We start from the raw sequence: 16,874 nt of genomic DNA on the forward strand, positions 1-16,874 counted from the left end.
TTGCTGCAACACCCGCTACTTTGGGTATAGAACAGTATCGTAGCTAACTAATAAGGCCATAAGTGCTGAACCAGTAATTGCACACTGCGATTACCGCGATACTCATTAATATCGAGTTTATAAGCCAGCTTAACTTCACGCACACTACTGTCAGGCCATAAAGTGGTATCAATATTAAAGGCGATAGCATCCAGCAGAGGCCCACCATTCAATGGTTCAATCATAAGCTTCAGATGGCGCTCGCCCACCAGCCGTTGTTGCAAAATGCGGAATTTCCCGTCAAATGTGGGTTCCGGGAAGGATTGCCCCCATGGGCCACCATCACGCAGCAACTCCGCGGTTTCCAGCGATAATTCATTGCCTTTCAGTTCGCCGTCTGACCAGATAACGCCCTCTAACTGTGAGGCATCCATCCATTCACCGACTAAATCTGCAAAGCGCTGACGGAATTCATCGAACTTATCCTGCTCCAACGATAATCCCGCCGCCATCGCATGGCCGCCAAATTTCAGCATCAACCCCGGGTTTAAGGTATCCAGGCGCTCCAGAGCATCCCGCATATGCAAGCCAGCCACACTGCGCCCTGAACCTTTCAGTAAACCGTCACCAGCAGGAGCAAAGGCAATCACTGGCCGGTGGAAACGCTCTTTAATACGTGAAGCTAGAATCCCGACTACCCCTTGATGCCACTCTGGATGGTACATCGCGATACCATAAGGTAATTCTGTGCTAGTGCGCTCTAATTGGTCACACAGTTGCAAAGCTTCAACTTGCATACCTTGCTCTATCTCGCGGCGCGTTTGATTTAGCGCATCAAGATCAATTGCCAGTGCTCTGGCCTGAGCAATATCATCACTAAGTAACAGCGCCACCCCGATGGACATATCATCCAAACGCCCGGCAGCATTGAGCCGTGGGCCAAGGGAGAAGCCCAGATCGTTTGCCACCAATTGGCGAGCATCACGGTTAGCAACTTCCAATAATGCACGAATCCCCGGGCGGCATTTTCCAGCGCGAATGCGGCTAAGCCCTTGATGCACCAAAATTCGGTTATTGGCATCCAATGGCACCACATCGGCCACAGTCCCCAATGCCACCAAATCCAGCAACTCAGCTAAATTAGGCTGCGCTAAAGCGCGTTGCTCAAACCAACCGCTGTCTCTGAGACGAGCGCGTAACGCCAGCATCAGATAAAAAGTCACACCCACTCCGGCCAGTGATTTAGAGATAAAATCACATCCGGGCAAATTCGGGTTAATGATAGCTTCGGCTGCTGGCAAGGTTTCACCCGGCAGATGGTGGTCGGTCACCAACACTTGGATACCCATGGCATGAGCCAAGTCCACTCCTGCATGGGAGGAAATACCGTTATCAACAGTAACAATCAGTTCCGCACCGCGAGCGGCAACTTGCTCGACGACTTCAGGGCTAAGCCCGTAGCCATCTTCAAAACGATTGGGCACCAGATAATCAACATTGCTGCCGCCCATGCTACGCAACGCCAACACTGCCAGCGCCGTGCTGGTTGCGCCATCAGCATCAAAATCACCGACAATCACGATGCGCCGTCGATCAGCCAATGCTTGCTGCAACAGAGTAACACCGGTATCAATCCCGTCGAGTTGCTGCCATGCCAGTAAGCCTTTTACACCACGTTCCAGTTCCTCGGCACTTTTTACCCCACGGCTGACATAGAGACGGCGCAACAGCGGGTGTAACTGCGCGGGCAAGTGGCTATCATCAGCCGCCTCACGACGGCGAAGCTGAGTTTTCAATGTCACGAGTGATTAACCCGCCACTTTTGCGAAAGCCTGATGCTTATTCAGCATCTGTAGCATTTCTTTTGGTTCCAGATATCCCGGAACAATAGTGCCATTTTGCAACACAATGGCCGGTGTACCCTGAATACCAAACTGCACACCGAGCTTATAATGTTCGGAAATATCAGTTTTACAGGTAGCCGGTGATATCGCGGTGCCTTTCATTGCATCATCAAAAGCTTTATTGCGATCAGCCATGCACCAGATAGAACGCATGTCTTTTTCTGCCTGAGAGCTCAAACCCTGACGCGGGAAAGCCAAATACCGTACGGTAATCCCCAGCGCGTTATAGTCACTCATCTGCTCGTGTAATTTATGACAATAGCCGCAGGTGATATCGGTAAACACCGTGACAACATGTTTCTCTTGTGGCGCTTTATACACAATCATTTCGCCACTCAATGCTTCCAATTTTTTCAGCAGCAACTGGTTAGTCACATTCACCGGTTGGTTACCACTCACGTCATACAGTGGCCCTTGCAACAGATGTTTGCCGTCGGCGGAAATATAAAGCACACCGCTGTCAGTCATCACTGTACTCAAACCTGGGATAGGCGATGGCTGGATGTCGGCTTTCTGGATATCCAATTTTTTCAGTGTTTGTTGGATAGCGGCATCATCAGCATGAGCCAAACCAGTAAGTGCGGCGATAACCATCGGCAGCAGCAATAAACTTTTTTTCATTTATAAATCCTATCCTTAATTCCACACGCTGTGGTTTTCATAAAAAACAACTATGCGCGCGGATGATGCTGTTGATGTAGCAACTTCAAACGCTCAGTCGCTACATGGGTATAAATCTGGGTCGTCGACAGATCACTGTGGCCCAGTAACATTTGTACCACACGCAAATCCGCACCGTGATTCAACAAGTGCGTGGCAAAAGCATGCCGCAATACGTGGGGCGAAAGCCGTTCACTATCAATACCGGCAAGGATCGCATAGTGTTTGATTCGATGCCAGAAAGTCTGCCTTGTCATTTGCTGGCTGCGGTTACTGGGGAATAGCACATCCAGCGATTGACCATTGATGAGCCACGGGCGGCCGTGCTCCATGTAATTTTCAATCCAGTACACTGCTTCTTCGCCCAGAGGTACCAGCCGCTCTTTATTCCCTTTACCGATAACTCGCACCACCCCTTGGCGCAAACTCACATCACTGATGGTCAGCCCAACAAGTTCCGACACCCGCAGACCAGTGGCATAGAGCACTTCCAGCATAGCCTTATCACGCAATTCTAGCGGGATATCGACATTGGGAGAGTTGAGCAACGCGTCAACCTGCGCCTCACTCAAATCTTTAGGTAAGCGCTGCGGTAATTTGGGGGATGACAGCAGCGCTGTCGGGTCATCTTCGCGCAATTTTTCGCGGTATAAATATTGGAATAGCCGGCGCATCGCGCTGAGCAAGCGGGCTGAACTGGTGGCTTTATAACCGCCCTCTATGCGCTCGGCAAGGAATGACTGCAAGTCTTGCGAACCGGCGCGCAATAAATCACTGCCGTGATGCTCTAACCATCCGCTCAGCGCATGTAAATCCAAACGGTATGAGGCCAGTGTATTCTCCGCCAGATTCCGCTCCAGCCACAGAGCATCAAGAAACTGTTCAATCAGCGGGTTATTTTGCTGTTGCATGACTGTTTCTCTCTTTGATGGAATGGGGTCGCCATTATGCCTGATGACGGGACAAATCTGGTACACTCGATGCTATTCCTTATTAGTAATGCTATGGCTATACATTATGAAGATTGGTCTCTTTTACGGCTCCAGCACCTGCTATACCGAAATGGTGGCAGAAAAAATCCGCGATATCCTCGGCGAAGATCTGGTTGATTTACATAACCTAAAAGATGTCAGCCCGCGACTGATGGAAGAATATTCCATTCTCATTCTGGGTATTCCTACCTGGGATTTCGGCGAATTACAGGAAGACTGGGAAGCCGTCTGGCCACAATTAACCCAACTAAATCTCAAGGGAAAGATTGTCGCGATGTATGGTATGGGCGATCAATTCGGTTATAGCGAATGGTTCCTTGATGCTCTTGGGATGCTGCACGACCATATTGCCCCGCTGGGGGTGAAATTTATTGGTTTTTGGCCGACAGAAGGCTTTGAGTTTACCAGCCCGAAACCGCTCAGCACTGACGGCAAACACTTTGTCGGCCTGGCGCTAGATGAGGTCAATCAATACGATTTAAGTGAAGAGCGCATCGAACAGTGGTGTGAGCAAATTCTGCTCGAAATGGACGCTTTGCTTTAATGTGATAAACGGGCACTTACTGTGCCCGCTGGCTATCCCTGTACTGACTTCTGCTATGTTATTTCCATAATCGGAAAGAATCTTGAGAGCCGCCCCCAGCCGTGGTAGCGCTGCTCGATATCTCTTCGGCTTTCAGTTCGCTGCCTGTTGATGCAGAATCTTTCTGCCCAGCAAAACGTTGCGGGGAAGCCACCTGATACCAATCCAGCCGCCGTGTCAGTAACATCACGGCTGCCAGAATAATAAACAGCAAACCCGCGCCTAATAACAGGGCATTGTCTTCTGATTGCAGCAAACCAAACAATACGCCGTACAGCAATAATAGCCCTCCAGCAAATAATGTGCCGCGTAACCACCCACCTAATACGGCACTTAAATATATAGCAATCAATAAGCTACAACTCAGGCTGGCGATAATATAAGCCCAAGTGAAACCGAGATGTTCAGAGAACGCCAGCAGCATTAGGTAGAATAAAACCAATGCCGCCCCCACCAGCAAATATTGGATCGGGTGGACACGCAGTGACGTCAGGCTCTCGAATAAGAAGAAGCTAAAGAATGTTAAGCCAATAAACAGAATGGCATATTTAATGGCCCGCGCAGTGAGTTGATAGTGATCGACCGGCTCAATCAAACTGGTGGTAAAAGCCGGTAATTCGTCAAAATCAAAGCGCACATTGTCACCGGCAAAATTGATATTCATGTTGTTAGCCAGCCAGTTACTGCTCCAATGGGCGCGGAAACCTTTTTCATCCACCTTGCGCTGTAAGGGCAAAAACTCACCGACAAAATTAGGATGCGGCCAGTTGCTCTGTAAAGTCAGTTCGCTGCTGCGCCCGACAGGCACCACCGCCAGGCTATTCGTGCCCGCGAGAGTGAGTGTAAAGTTAATATCAAATTTCCCCTGGCGAACCTGCTCGATAGTCAGCGGCGCATGTACCCCCTGCGCTTTGCGCCCCAAGAAAGACCCCGGTTCGAAATTAATTTTTGTATCGCCCAGACTTAACGGCGAAATCTGCTGAATACCCCGCGAATCACTCAGCGCCAACACCAGTGACGGCGTGCCGATGGTGACATCTTCACGATCTAAATCATCTAGCGAGGATGATTCAAATTGCCCATGGAAATTGAGCTTCCCCTGATAAACCTGAGCTTGGTAAATACCCAATTGGCGGACTTCTACATCCGGTGCGCCGGTGACTGTCATGACCTCTGGCAATAAGTAGCGATGACGACTTACCCGCTGCCCTTGCTTCTTGCCGTCAACTTCGGTTTCAATCCATTCGCTGTAAGGCACCACAATCAGCGGGCCAAGGATCTTTTGTGCGCGGCTGGTGCTGTCACTGACTTTGTCGACCACACTTTGGCGATAGCCACTGCGCTCATTAATAACATTCAACAACATTTCTTTCGGAATCATCATCAAAAGAATGAGTCCCAATAACGCGGCTATTTTCCAAAACAGGACAGATTTGAACATGATTTTCGCTCCTTTTAAGGTCAGGAGAGCATCTTAAGTGAGTGAAGTGAAAGGAAAATGAGGCTATGTGAAGTGAAAGTGAAGTCAGCGGTTTAAGTGATATCTAGCGGCAGGGTCAAACGGGCACAAACTCCGTGCGGCTGGCGGTTTTCAAGGGAGATATTGCCCTGATGAATAGCCGCCACTTCGCGTACAAAATTCAGCCCCAGTCCGGTACTTTTTGGGCTATTGGCCCGCGGCAATGAATAAAAACGGTCAAAAATCTTCTCCTGTGCATAATTTGGGATACCGCTGCCGGTGTCTTCAATTGTCATCAGATATTTATCATTTTGCCGGTCGCCACTGACTGTCACCTCGCCCCCCGCCGGAGTAAAATCCAGTGCATTATCAATAAGATTAGTCAGCGTCTGACTGAGTAACAAGCTATCGCCGGTTAACATTGCACTCTCGGCACGGATGAGCCGCAAGGCAATTCCCCGGCTGGCTGCCTGAGCTTCTTTGGCGCTAATGGCCTGTTTGATAATATGGCTTATTTCTACTGGGGAGAGCTGCAAATCAACCCGACTTTCCAGCCGGGCCTGTATCAGCATTTTGTCTACTAATTGCTGAATACGCGCACTTTGTTGTTCAATATTGAGCAAAAAACGCTGAGCCGTAGCCAGCGGTGGGGATTCCCGTAATAATTCAGCCGCGCCAGTAATCGCCGCCAGCGGGCTTTTCAACTCATGAGTCAGCGTATGGACATATTGCTCAATATAGGCTTTGCCATCCAATTTGAGCCGCATACTTTCCAATGCTCGCGCCAAATCATTCAGTTCACTGCTGCCCATCGCGGGTAGTGCAACGCGCTGCCCCTCAGAAACCCGTTCGGCATAATCCACCAGCTTGCCAATCGCCCGGTTAATCCACCAGACAAACCCCAAACCAATCAGCAGCGCAATCCCCAGTAACACTCCGCCCGCCAGCAAGATTTTGCGCTCACTGCGCTTGATAACTGGGGCCATAGAGATATTGGGTTTGCCCACACTGAGCACGCCAATAATTTGATTATCAACGATAACCGGCGCTGCCACATACATCACCGAACTTTGTTCATCTGTGGGGTCGCTGCGGGTGCTGCGTGCGCCATAGTCACCCCGCAGAGTCAACCAAACATCATTCCAGCGTGAATAGTCTTGCCCGACAGCTTTACCGGATGAATCAAAAATCACCCGCCCATCAGCATCAGTCAAATAAACTCGATATTCGTTGCGATCCTTGCGGATGCCTTCAATATTCGCGCCGATTGGCCGCAGATTTAATGAAGCAAAAGCTTGCGCCAACTGACCACCGGCGACGTTATCTTGCAACATATCTTGACGGGCGAATTGCGCCAGCAAAGTGGCAGTATCAACCAATGTCCCTTCGGTGGCGCGCCGCACGCCAGGCTTTACTTCCTGCACGAAAATACGAATGACAAAGTAACCGGCGATGGCGACTATCAGAAAATAGCCCAGTAACAAACGCACACCTATTTTCATGGGTGATGGCTCATGTCCGATACATCAGGCTGTAACCCAGCCCACGGTGGGTGCGGATCGGTGATTCTTCATCGCAAATCATGCGTAGCTTTGAGCGCAGGGTTTTAATGTGAGTATCGACGGTGCGGTCTTGGCTCTCTTCCGCCTGCGCCCAGACAATATCCATCAATTGCTGGCGTGAAAATACGCGTTCAGGGGCCAGTAATAACGTTTTCAGCAACAGATATTCATAGCGGGTGAGCCATAAAACCTGCTGATGATAAGTAACTCGCGCCCCTGCTTCGTCCAGTGTGAAAGGGCCGAATTGATGTAGAGTGGCTGAGACAGTTCGTGTTTGTGACTTTTGTAGCCGCCGTAACACGGTGCGAACTCTGGCGCTCACCTCACGCGGTGAAAAAGGTTTGGCGATATAGTCATCAGCGCCAATTTCCAGACCGACAATCCGGTCCAGTTCTTCGCTACGAGCGGTTAAAAACACCACTGGCAACTCCGGCACCAGAGCCAATATGCGGCGACACAGATCAAAACCATTGATATCAGGTAAGCCCACGTCAACTATCGCCAACGCAGGCGGGCCATCAGCAAGGGCGGCAAGAGCGGGTTGCCCCCGGTCAAACCACCGGAGGGTAAAACCTTCGCTTTCCAAGGTATAAATTAAGGTGTCGGCGATACTCGGCTCATCTTCCACCAGCCAGATTAAGGGTTTCATTAATTCATGCCCTCATCCGAGCCAAACGAATGCCGCAACAGCAGACATAATTGCCGCCATTCCTCTTCTGGCATACTGTCAGCAGCCAACCATAAACGCTTACGGGTTGAGCGGTTGCTTGTCTGTTGTAAACTCAATAACACGCCATAGCGAGTGATCCAGGGCTGTTTAACAACCACCCATTCATGCCTTTTCCAGAGCGCCACATTACCGGGTTTCAGCCTGATCTCGCCCTGACAAGACTTAATATTTTTCTGGCTGCGGATACACTCAAACACCACCAGCGTCAGCAATACTAACCACAGTGCGGTATAGCCCTGAGGCCAAGGCGCAACCAATGTGAGTATCACCAAGACGCCATGCGCTAATAAAGAGAAGAGTTGAGTGTGCCAGGATACCCGCAGGTCACATCGCCACTGGGCCACGGGCTTTATTTCGTGTTTGAATCAGTTTGATCATTTGGCGCAGCTCGCTATCCTGCGGCTCCCCGTGATTCATCAGCCAGTTAAATAAGTCTGGATCATCACATTCAAGTAAACGAATAAAAACCTGTTTCTCGTTATCACTCAAGCCATCATATTCATGTTCGAAAAATGGCATGATAGAGATATCCAGTTCACGCATACCCCGCCGGCATGCCCAGTGAATGCGGGCTTTATTATCGATTTCCATGTCCTGATTGACTCCTCAATGAAGGATGCTGATAGGCAAAAGGCGGGTTCCTGCTGTTTTTTTAATCATATTCAGCACTCCGCCATAGAATCTGTGGTTATTGTACCTCAGATATCGTCGAATTTAGATATTGAATAATAATCCTCAATCCGTGGAATTACTGCTTGCAAAGCAACCCGGCTATTTTACCATTGGGGTATCGGTTCACTGTATCTTGCGGGAAGATGTTATTTATCCGCAGATACTTACTCTTTCAGGTAAACCATGGCTTATAACACTCCATTTGCTGCACAACCTCCGGTTGCCTCTTCCGAGCTGCCACTAACATTGATTTCACTTGATGACTGGGTGCTGGTGACATTAACTGGCGCGGATCGCGTAAAGTATCTGCAAGGGCAAGTCACGGCGGATATTGATGCTTTGCCCACTGACCAACATGTGCTGTGCGCCCATTGTGATGCTAAAGGGAAAATGTGGAGCAATCTGCGGTTATTTTATCGCGGTGAAGGGCTGGCCTTTATCGAACGTCGCAGTGTGCTTGATAACCAGTTAAGAGAACTGAAGAAATATGCGGTGTTCTCCAAAGTGGCGATTGCCGCGCAACCTGACGCCGCTTTATTAGGGGTGGTGGGCGCACAGGCAAAAACTGCGCTGGCGGGCATTTTCGCCGAATTGCCTGATGCTGAGCACCCAGTGGTACAGCAAGGTAATAGCACGCTGTTGCATTTTTCACTGCCCGCCGAGCGCTTCTTGCTGGTGACTGATGCCGAGCAAGCGCAACAGTTAGTCGAAAAGCTGTCCGACCAAGCGCAGCTTAATGACAGTAAACAATGGCTGGCATTGGATATCGAAGCGGGCTTTCCTATCATTGATACCGATAACAGTGCGCAATTTATTCCGCAAGCAACAAACATTCAGGCGTTGAATGGCATCAGCTTCAGTAAAGGCTGTTATACCGGGCAGGAAATGGTCGCCAGAGCAAAATACCGAGGTGCCAACAAACGCGCACTTTACTGGTTAGCGGGCAGCGCCAGTCGCGTGCCAACAGCCGGTGAAGATTTAGAATGGCAATTGGGTGAAAACTGGCGGCGTACCGGCTGTGTATTGGCCGCCATAGCGCTCAATGATGGCACGGTGTGGGTTCAGGCGGTGCTGAATAATGATTTGGCCGCCGACAGTGTGCTGCGCGTACGTGATGATGCAGAAAGCCTGCTTAGTATTCAGCAGCTACCCTATTCATTGGCTGAAGATAAATAATATTTAATACTGGGAGGCCGGGGTTATCCGACCTCCTAAAAATCATAGATTAGACGTACAAATAAATCGCCATAAAGTGGCAAACACTGCCGCCCAGCACAAAACCGTGCCAAATAGCATGGCCGAAGCGAATGCGCTTAGAGGCGTAGAAAATCACCCCCAAGGTGTATAACAAGCCGCCAATCGCCAATAACGCTAACCCACCAATCTCAAGCTTTACCGCCAGCTGATAAATCACAATCAATGACAGCCAACCCATCGTCAGGTAAGTCACTAATGACAACACTTCAAACCGATGCGCAAAGGCCAATTTGAAAATGACACCCACCAGTGCCAGCCCCCATATCACGGCCATCAAACCGCGGGCGAGGGGGGAATCCAGCCCCACTAATAGAAATGGTGTATATGTCCCGGCGATTAATATGTAAATGGCACAATGGTCAAATTTTTGTAGCCAGAGCTTTGCCCTGCGATGTGGGATGGCGTGATACAAAGTTGAGGCCAAAAACAGCAAAATAATACTGCCGCCATACAGGCTATAGCTGGTCAGCGCCTTGGTATCGGCCCCATTATCTAACGCCTGCACTAACAGCAAAACCAAACCGATAATCCCGAACACCACGCCAATACCATGGCTGATGCTATTGGCTATTTCTTCCGCCCATGGGTAAGACGGTGTTGTTGCTACCCCAGGAGCGGCCGGGGCCGTGGGTATAACTGATTTATTCTTCAATACTGATTATCCTGAAAATGAATAGTTATCTCATCCGTTGAGCACAATGATTGTATAAAATACGAACTAAACCGGTACGGAAAAACTGCAAACAGATTAACTGAGAATAATTCCAGTGTACACGTGTACGCTTAAATATTCTGTCAATACATGTAACCCGCCATGTCTGTGGTTCAAAGTATTCAGGTGACAAATCTACTGGGAGCAGCAACACTGCTGCAATACCACAACGAAGGGTAACAGGGGTTTATTATGTCATTAGCAGTGTTGGATTTTGGCCCACTCACCGAGACGATTCAGTTTCTGATGGAAATCGATAAGCTGAAAGATATCCAGCGCCGGACCAAAGTGATTGCCAGTCTGCGTCAGGAAAACTCAGCCGAGCACAGTTGGCATTTCGCAGTGGCGGCCATGAGTTTGGCCCCTTACGCCGGCTCGGATGTTGATATTAACCGCGTGATAAAAATGGCGCTGCTGCACGATATTGTCGAAATAGATGCCGGTGATGTCATCGTTTATGATCTGGCAGCCAGAGCGGCTATTCATGAGCAAGAAGTGGCTGCCGCCAAGCGCTTATTTGGCATGCTGCCCCCCGCATTAGGCGCACAATTTATGGCGCTGTGGGATGAGTATGAAGCGGAAGAAACTGCCGAGGCGCGCTTTGCGACTGTGTTGGATCGCATTCTGCCTATGCTGATTAACCTGCATACCGAGGGTCAAAGTTGGATAGAAAATGGCATTCGGTTGCAGCAAGTGCTGGAGCGCAACCAATTAGTTGCCGAATACTATCCTGAAATTTGGCAGCATTTGCTGCCACAGTTGCAAGTAGCGCAGCAAAAGGGCTGGCTGAAGTAACCAGATACCCGCTTATTTCCCACCGGCTAAATCCAACACACTGCCGGTGACATAAGAGGCATTATCTGATAGCAGCCAGACGATGGCTTCTGCCACTTCTTGCGGATGCCCGCCGCGTTTCATTGGCAGTGAATTTTTTACCCGGTCAACTCGGCCCGGCTCACCGCCGCTGGCATGTATATCGGTATAGATTAAACCCGGCCGAACCCCATTCACTCGGATGCCCTCTGCGGCCACTTCCAATGATAAACCGGTCGTCAGCGTATCAATAGCCCCTTTGGAGGCGGCATAATCCAAATATTCCCCCGGCGCACCCAGACGCGCTGCGGCAGAAGAGACATTAACAATCGCGCCGCCATTGCCACCATGACGCAATGCCATGCGCTTGACGGCTTCGCGGCTACATAAAAAATAGCCCGTCACATTGGTGCTCAACACTCGATTAATGCGCTCAGCAGTTAACCCTTCGATGGTGGTTTGCGGGAATAAAATACCGGCATTATTGACCAGCGCGGTGATTGGCCCTAGCTGTGCTTCAAGCTTTTCGAATAGCGCAATAACTTGATATTCATCGGAAATATCCGCCTGTATTGCCACCGCCAACCCACCCGCGGCGGCAATTTCAGCGACGACCTGCCGAGCGGCTTGTTCATCATTGATATAATTTACCGCGACCCGATAACCGTGCTTTGCCAGCAACAATGCCGTAGCACGGCCAATCCCCCGGCTGCCCCCTGTCACTAACGCGACTTTTTTATGCATCTCCCTTTTCCTTATTCAGCCGTAAATACTTCTCTTAATTTGCAGAGTAAGCGTAGCCATTAGCCAGGTAAATACCAATAAAGCAAAAGGGCCGCTTGCGCGACCCTCTTCATTTACTGCCAGTATTATTCGTAGTCGGAAATCGGCACACACGAGCAGAACAAATTACGGTCGCCGTACACATCATCCAGACGTTTTACGGTTGGCCAGTATTTATTCTCCATCACACCCGCGACCGGGAACACCGCCAGCTCTCGGCTGTAAGGATGCTGCCAGTCACCGACCAGCTCGCCCTGAGTATGCGGCGCATTCACTAACGGGTTGTCTTCCAGTGGCCATTCACCGCGGGCAACTTTCTCGATTTCCGCACGGATAGCCAGCATGGCATCAATAAAGCGGTCCAACTCGACTTTACTTTCAGATTCTGTCGGCTCCACCATCAGTGTGCCCGCCACCGGGAAGGACATGGTTGGCGCATGGAAACCGAAATCAATCAAGCGCTTGGCGATATCCATTTCGCTTATTCCAGTCGCTTCTTTCAGTGGGCGAATATCCAGAATACATTCATGCGCCACCCGGCCATCGTGGCCGGTATACAACACCGGATAAGCTTCTTTCAGCCGAGTTGCAATGTAGTTGGCATTCAGAATCGCCACCTGACTGGCTTGCTTCAGCCCATCGGCCCCCATCATGCGGATGTACATCCAACTGATAGGTAAAATTGATGCACTACCAAAGGGTGCCGCCGAAACCGCACCTTGTTGGGTGGTCATGCCGTCAATTTGCACCACACTGTGGCCAGGAACAAACGGCGCTAAATGCGCTTTAACACCAATTGGCCCCATGCCTGGGCCGCCACCGCCGTGTGGAATACAGAAAGTTTTATGCAAGTTTAAGTGGGAAACATCCGCGCCAATATAGCCCGGTGTAGTGATCCCAACCTGCGCATTCATGTTCGCGCCATCAAGATAAACCTGACCACCAAATTGATGAACAATCTGGCAAACTTCGCGGATGGTTTCTTCATACACACCGTGAGTCGACGGGTAAGTCACCATAATACAAGAGAGTTCATCGCCCGCTTCGCCCGCTTTTTGGCGCAAATCGTGCAAATCAATATTGCCTTGTTTATCACAGGCCACCACCACTACCGACATCCCGGCCATTTGTGCCGATGCCGGGTTGGTGCCGTGAGCAGAGCTTGGGATTAAACAGATATGGCGGCTTGCCTGATTGCGGCTTTCGTGATAGCGGCGAATGGCCAGCAGACCCGCATATTCGCCTTGCGCCCCCGAGTTTGGCTGCATACAAACTGCATCATAGCCGGTCAATTGCACCAGCCATTGTGACAGCTGGCCAATCATTTGCTGATAACCCGCAGCTTGTTCCGGCGGGCAGAATGGGTGCAATTCAGCGAACTCCGGCCAGGTGATCGGGATCATCTCGGCTGCGGCATTCAACTTCATGGTGCAAGATCCCAGCGGGATCATCGCCTGATTCAGTGCCAAATCTTTGCGCTCTAAACGATGCATATAGCGCATCATTTCAGTTTCGCTGTGGTAACGGTTAAATACCGGATGAGTCAAAATTGGATCTTGGCGCAACATAGTTGATTGAATTGACTGACTATTTTGGCTGATTTTGTCATCAAGCTGGTCAATATCCAAACCATGATTATCACCGACTAACAGGGTGAACAGGGTTTGAAGATCTTCGCGAGAAGTGGTTTCATCCAGCGTGATGCCCACAGCGCCGTGAATATCCGTGCGCAGGTTAATACCGAAACTCAATGCACGGGCCAATACGGTGGCTTTATCTTTTACTTCGACCGTTAATGTGTCGAACCAATGCTGGAAACGTAGGGTCAGACCGGCTTGTTGCAAGCCCGCAGCCAGAATATCGGTCATGCGGTGAATACGGCCAGCAATACGCTGTAACCCTTGTGGGCCATGATAAACCGCGTACAAGCTGGCGATATTGGCCAGTAAAACTTGAGAAGTACAGATATTGGAGTTGGCTTTTTCGCGGCGGATATGTTGCTCGCGGGTCTGCATCGCCATACGCAGCGCGGTATTACCGGCGGCATCGCGCGATACGCCAATAATCCGGCCCGGCATTGAGCGTTTAAACTCATCGCGACAAGCAAAGAAAGCGGCATGTGGGCCACCGTAGCCCATTGGCACACCAAAGCGCTGAGCCGAGCCAAATACCACGTCAGCGCCCTGTTTACCCGGTGCCGTCAGCAGCACTAACGCCATGATATCAGCAGCAACACTGGTAATGATTTTGCGTTTTTTCAGCTCAGACAGTAGCGCTGAGTAGTCATGCAGCTCGCCAGTGGTACCGACTTGTTGCAGCAGCACCCCGAATACGCCCTCTAGCTCCAGCACTTTTTCTGCGCGGTCAACAATCACTTCAAAACCAAAGGTTTCAGCACGGGTCCGCACCACATCGAGGGTTTGCGGATGGACATCATCGGCGACAAAGAAACGATTGGCGTCTTTGAGCTTACTGGCACGTTTCGCCAACGCCATAGACTCTGCGGCTGCGGTGGCTTCATCCAGTAAAGAAGCGGAAGCCAGATCCAGACCGGTCAAGTCCTGGGTCAATTGCTGGAAATTCAGCAATGCTTCAAGGCGGCCCTGTGAAACTTCTGGTTGATAAGGAGTATAGGCGGTGTACCAGCCGGGGTTTTCCAGCATATTACGCAAGATAACCGGCGGGGTCAGAACCGGGCTGTAGCCCATGCCAATATAGGATTTATAGCGCTGATTCTGGCTGGCAATCCCTTTAAGCTCCGCCAGCGCCTGATGTTCTGTGGCGGCATCGCCCACGGGGGGTGGGCTTGGCAATTGGATATCTGCCGGAACAATCTGCTGGATCAAACTACTTAACGAGCTGGTGCCAACGGCGGCCAACATTTGCTGTTGTTGTTCAGCTGAGGAGCCGATATGGCGCTGAATAAAAGCATCGTTATGTTCAAGCTGGCTGAGATTCTGAGTCATTTGCTACACATTCCTGAATAGGGCATGGGACGGGAGATTTAACATACTTCATAGGGCGTAATTGTTGCAGACAGTTTGGACTCGGACAGCGCGCAGAAACCGGAGCGTACACCATGACCTTGTAAATCATGGCTACGTGAGGGTTTCGAGCACTGCCCAGGTTCAAAATGGCAAATAAAATAGCCCTAACTCCATTTACTCTTCGATGGTCGCCAGATAAGCCTCGGCATCTAACAAATTCGCCAACTCACCCTCATCAGAAGCTTTGATGCTGAACAGCCAGCCATCAGTGTAAGGCGCGCTGTTCACCAATTCTGGGGAGCTTTCCAGCTCAGTATTCACGGCAATAATTTCGCCACTGATTGGGGCATAAATGTCGGAAGCGGCTTTAACTGACTCGGCAACAGCACAATCGCTGCCTGCGGAAACTTCACTGCCGACTTCGGGCAAATCAACAAACACCATATCACCCAGTAGCTCTTGCGCATGCTCAGTGATCCCGACGCTATACACACCATCACCATCGGCACGAACCCACTCATGGGATGACGCATATTTTAAATCTGCTGGTACATTGCTCATTGCTGCTCCTTAAAAAGGGTAGAGCCAAAAAGTGTGGCTCGTAGAATTAGGTATACTCTAAATAATTACAGCGCGACCGGCTTACCCGCCCGCACAAAACCCGGTTTTGTGACGCGCACCGGCATTTCACGGTTACGGATTTGCACCACAGCACTTTCACCTATCCCCGCAGGAACACGAGCCAGAGCAATACTGAAGCCCAGTGTCGGCGAGAATGACCCGCTGGTTATCACACCCACATGCTGATTACCTGAAGCATCAGAAAAATGCACCGGCAGTTCATTACGCAATACGCCTTTTTCAGTCATGATCAAGCCGACCAGTTGCTCAGTGCCGTCCGCACGCTGTTTTTCCAGAGCTTCGCGGCCAATAAACTGGCGGTCTTCTGGCAACCAGGCCACTGTCCACCCCATATTGGCGGCGAGTGGCGAAATACTTTCGTCCATTTCCTGACCGTAGAGATTCATACCCGCTTCCAGGCGCAAAGTATCACGCGCACCAAGGCCGGCGGGCTTCACGCCAACGACTAGCAATTGTTGCCAGAATTCAACCACTTGTTCTTTCGGTAGCGCGATTTCATAACCTGCTTCGCCGGTATAACCGGTGGTGGCGATAAACAAATCACCAGCCTGAATACCAAAGAACGGTTTCATTCCTGTAATCGCTTGTTGCTGCTCTGGAGTCAGTAAGGTCGCCACTTTCTGTTGCGCTGTCGGGCCTTGCACCGCCACCAGCGCTAAATCGTCGCGCACCGTCACACCCACCTGATAAGGCTCAGCATGCTGGATGATCCATTCCAGATCTTTCTCTCGGGTGGAGGAGTTCACGACTAAACGGAAATAGTCTTCGCGCAGGAAGTAGACAATCAAATCATCGATAACACCGCCGGAAGCATTCAGCATCGCAGTGTAAAGGGCTTTGCCCGGTTGGGTCAGTTTGGCAACATCATTGGCTAACAGATAACGCAAGAATTCACGGGTTCGGGCACCGTGTAAATCGACAATTGTCATGTGCGAGACATCAAACATACCGGCATCTTGGCGCACGTTATGGTGCTCGTCGATTTGGGAACCATAATGCAATGGCATCATCCAGCCATGAAAATCTACCATGCGCGCACCGCACGCCACGTGTTGGTCATACAGCGGGGTCTGCTTAGCCATTTTTCTCCCTCAATATACCCTTCGCACTTGAAGCCGCAGGGGTGTTGGCTACATTCA

At 50.4% G+C, this 16,874-nt stretch carries 16 protein-coding genes; 3 read left to right on the plus strand and 13 right to left on the minus strand.

Annotated elements, in window-relative coordinates; genetic code table 11:
• Positions 1–47: 47 nt before the first annotated feature.
• Genes recJ through xerD form a run of 3 tightly spaced genes read right to left on the minus strand, consistent with a single transcriptional unit; the run spans position 48 to position 3,454 of the window.
• Positions 48–1,781 carry a single-stranded-DNA-specific exonuclease RecJ gene (gene recJ / locus FTA91_RS11630; protein WP_145583390.1) on the minus strand — a complete coding sequence of 578 codons (1,734 nt, stop codon included), beginning with the start codon at positions 1,779–1,781 and terminating at the stop codon, positions 48–50.
• A gap of 6 nt (positions 1,782–1,787) precedes the next feature.
• Entirely contained in the window at positions 1,788–2,504 is a 717-nt protein-coding gene (gene dsbC / locus FTA91_RS11635) for a bifunctional protein-disulfide isomerase/oxidoreductase DsbC (protein WP_050113800.1), read from the minus strand.
• 50 nt (positions 2,505–2,554) lie between these two features.
• The gene (gene xerD / locus FTA91_RS11640; RefSeq protein ID WP_019078983.1) at positions 2,555–3,454 is read right to left on the minus strand and encodes a site-specific tyrosine recombinase XerD; all 900 of its coding nucleotides are present in this window, start codon (positions 3,452–3,454) and stop codon (positions 2,555–2,557) included.
• 106 nt (positions 3,455–3,560) lie between these two features.
• Between xerD and fldB the strand changes: the two genes are divergently transcribed.
• Positions 3,561–4,079, plus strand: coding sequence for a flavodoxin FldB (fldB, locus tag FTA91_RS11645; RefSeq protein ID WP_145535801.1), 519 nt, complete (start codon positions 3,561–3,563; stop codon positions 4,077–4,079).
• Positions 4,080–4,137: 58 nt separating this feature from the next.
• Here the strand turns inward: fldB and creD are convergent, their stop codons facing one another.
• The 5 genes from creD to sdhE form a co-directional block, all read right to left on the minus strand.
• Positions 4,138–5,559 (minus strand): cell envelope integrity protein CreD, encoded by a 1,422-nt coding sequence (creD, locus tag FTA91_RS11650; protein WP_050113796.1) that lies wholly within the window; start codon positions 5,557–5,559, stop codon positions 4,138–4,140.
• A 92-nt stretch (positions 5,560–5,651) separates the two neighbouring features.
• Positions 5,652–7,079 carry a two-component system sensor histidine kinase CreC gene (creC, locus tag FTA91_RS11655; RefSeq protein WP_050113795.1) on the minus strand — a complete coding sequence of 476 codons (1,428 nt, stop codon included), beginning with the start codon at positions 7,077–7,079 and terminating at the stop codon, positions 5,652–5,654.
• Positions 7,080–7,089: 10 nt separating this feature from the next.
• The gene (gene creB, locus FTA91_RS11660; protein ID WP_050113794.1) at positions 7,090–7,788 is read right to left on the minus strand and encodes a two-component system response regulator CreB; all 699 of its coding nucleotides are present in this window, start codon (positions 7,786–7,788) and stop codon (positions 7,090–7,092) included.
• A complete protein-coding gene (locus FTA91_RS11665) occupies positions 7,788–8,213 on the minus strand; it encodes a protein YgfX (protein ID WP_050113793.1) in 426 nt (141 codons plus the stop codon). The genes creB and FTA91_RS11665 overlap by 1 nt, the downstream gene beginning before the upstream one ends.
• On the minus strand, positions 8,194–8,460 hold the full coding sequence (gene sdhE, locus FTA91_RS11670; protein WP_050113792.1) for an FAD assembly factor SdhE: 267 nt from the start codon (positions 8,458–8,460) through the stop codon (positions 8,194–8,196). Before sdhE ends, FTA91_RS11665 begins: the two co-directional genes overlap by 20 nt.
• 264 nt (positions 8,461–8,724) lie before the next feature.
• Here sdhE and ygfZ point away from each other — a divergent pair, with 264 nt between their 5' ends.
• The gene (ygfZ, locus tag FTA91_RS11675; protein WP_145583392.1) at positions 8,725–9,717 is read left to right on the plus strand and encodes a tRNA-modifying protein YgfZ; all 993 of its coding nucleotides are present in this window, start codon (positions 8,725–8,727) and stop codon (positions 9,715–9,717) included.
• 49 nt (positions 9,718–9,766) lie between these two features.
• On the opposite strand, the gene trhA is transcribed toward ygfZ, so the two are convergent.
• Positions 9,767–10,450 carry a PAQR family membrane homeostasis protein TrhA gene (gene trhA / locus FTA91_RS11680; protein ID WP_038631068.1) on the minus strand — a complete coding sequence of 228 codons (684 nt, stop codon included), beginning with the start codon at positions 10,448–10,450 and terminating at the stop codon, positions 9,767–9,769.
• A 252-nt stretch (positions 10,451–10,702) separates the two neighbouring features.
• Here trhA and FTA91_RS11685 point away from each other — a divergent pair, with 252 nt between their 5' ends.
• On the plus strand, positions 10,703–11,305 hold the full coding sequence (locus FTA91_RS11685) for an HD domain-containing protein (protein ID WP_050113789.1): 603 nt from the start codon (positions 10,703–10,705) through the stop codon (positions 11,303–11,305).
• Positions 11,306–11,317: 12 nt separating this feature from the next.
• Here FTA91_RS11685 and FTA91_RS11690 read toward each other — a convergent pair whose 3' ends face one another.
• From FTA91_RS11690 to gcvT, 4 genes are all read right to left on the minus strand, one after another.
• Complete coding sequence (locus FTA91_RS11690) at positions 11,318–12,067, minus strand: SDR family oxidoreductase (protein WP_050113788.1); 750 nt, start codon at positions 12,065–12,067, stop codon at positions 11,318–11,320.
• A gap of 125 nt (positions 12,068–12,192) precedes the next feature.
• Positions 12,193–15,072, minus strand: a complete 2,880-nt coding sequence (gcvP, locus tag FTA91_RS11695; protein WP_050113786.1) for an aminomethyl-transferring glycine dehydrogenase — start codon at positions 15,070–15,072, stop codon at positions 12,193–12,195.
• Between the two features lie 195 nt (positions 15,073–15,267).
• Entirely contained in the window at positions 15,268–15,654 is a 387-nt protein-coding gene (gcvH, locus tag FTA91_RS11700; protein WP_038631060.1) for a glycine cleavage system protein GcvH, read from the minus strand.
• Positions 15,655–15,719: 65 nt separating this feature from the next.
• Complete coding sequence (gcvT, locus tag FTA91_RS11705; RefSeq protein WP_145535796.1) at positions 15,720–16,817, minus strand: glycine cleavage system aminomethyltransferase GcvT; 1,098 nt, start codon at positions 16,815–16,817, stop codon at positions 15,720–15,722.
• Positions 16,818–16,874 lie beyond the last annotated feature (57 nt).

Source organism: Yersinia thracica (assembly GCF_902170565.1).
GTDB lineage: Bacteria > Pseudomonadota > Gammaproteobacteria > Enterobacterales > Enterobacteriaceae > Yersinia > Yersinia thracica.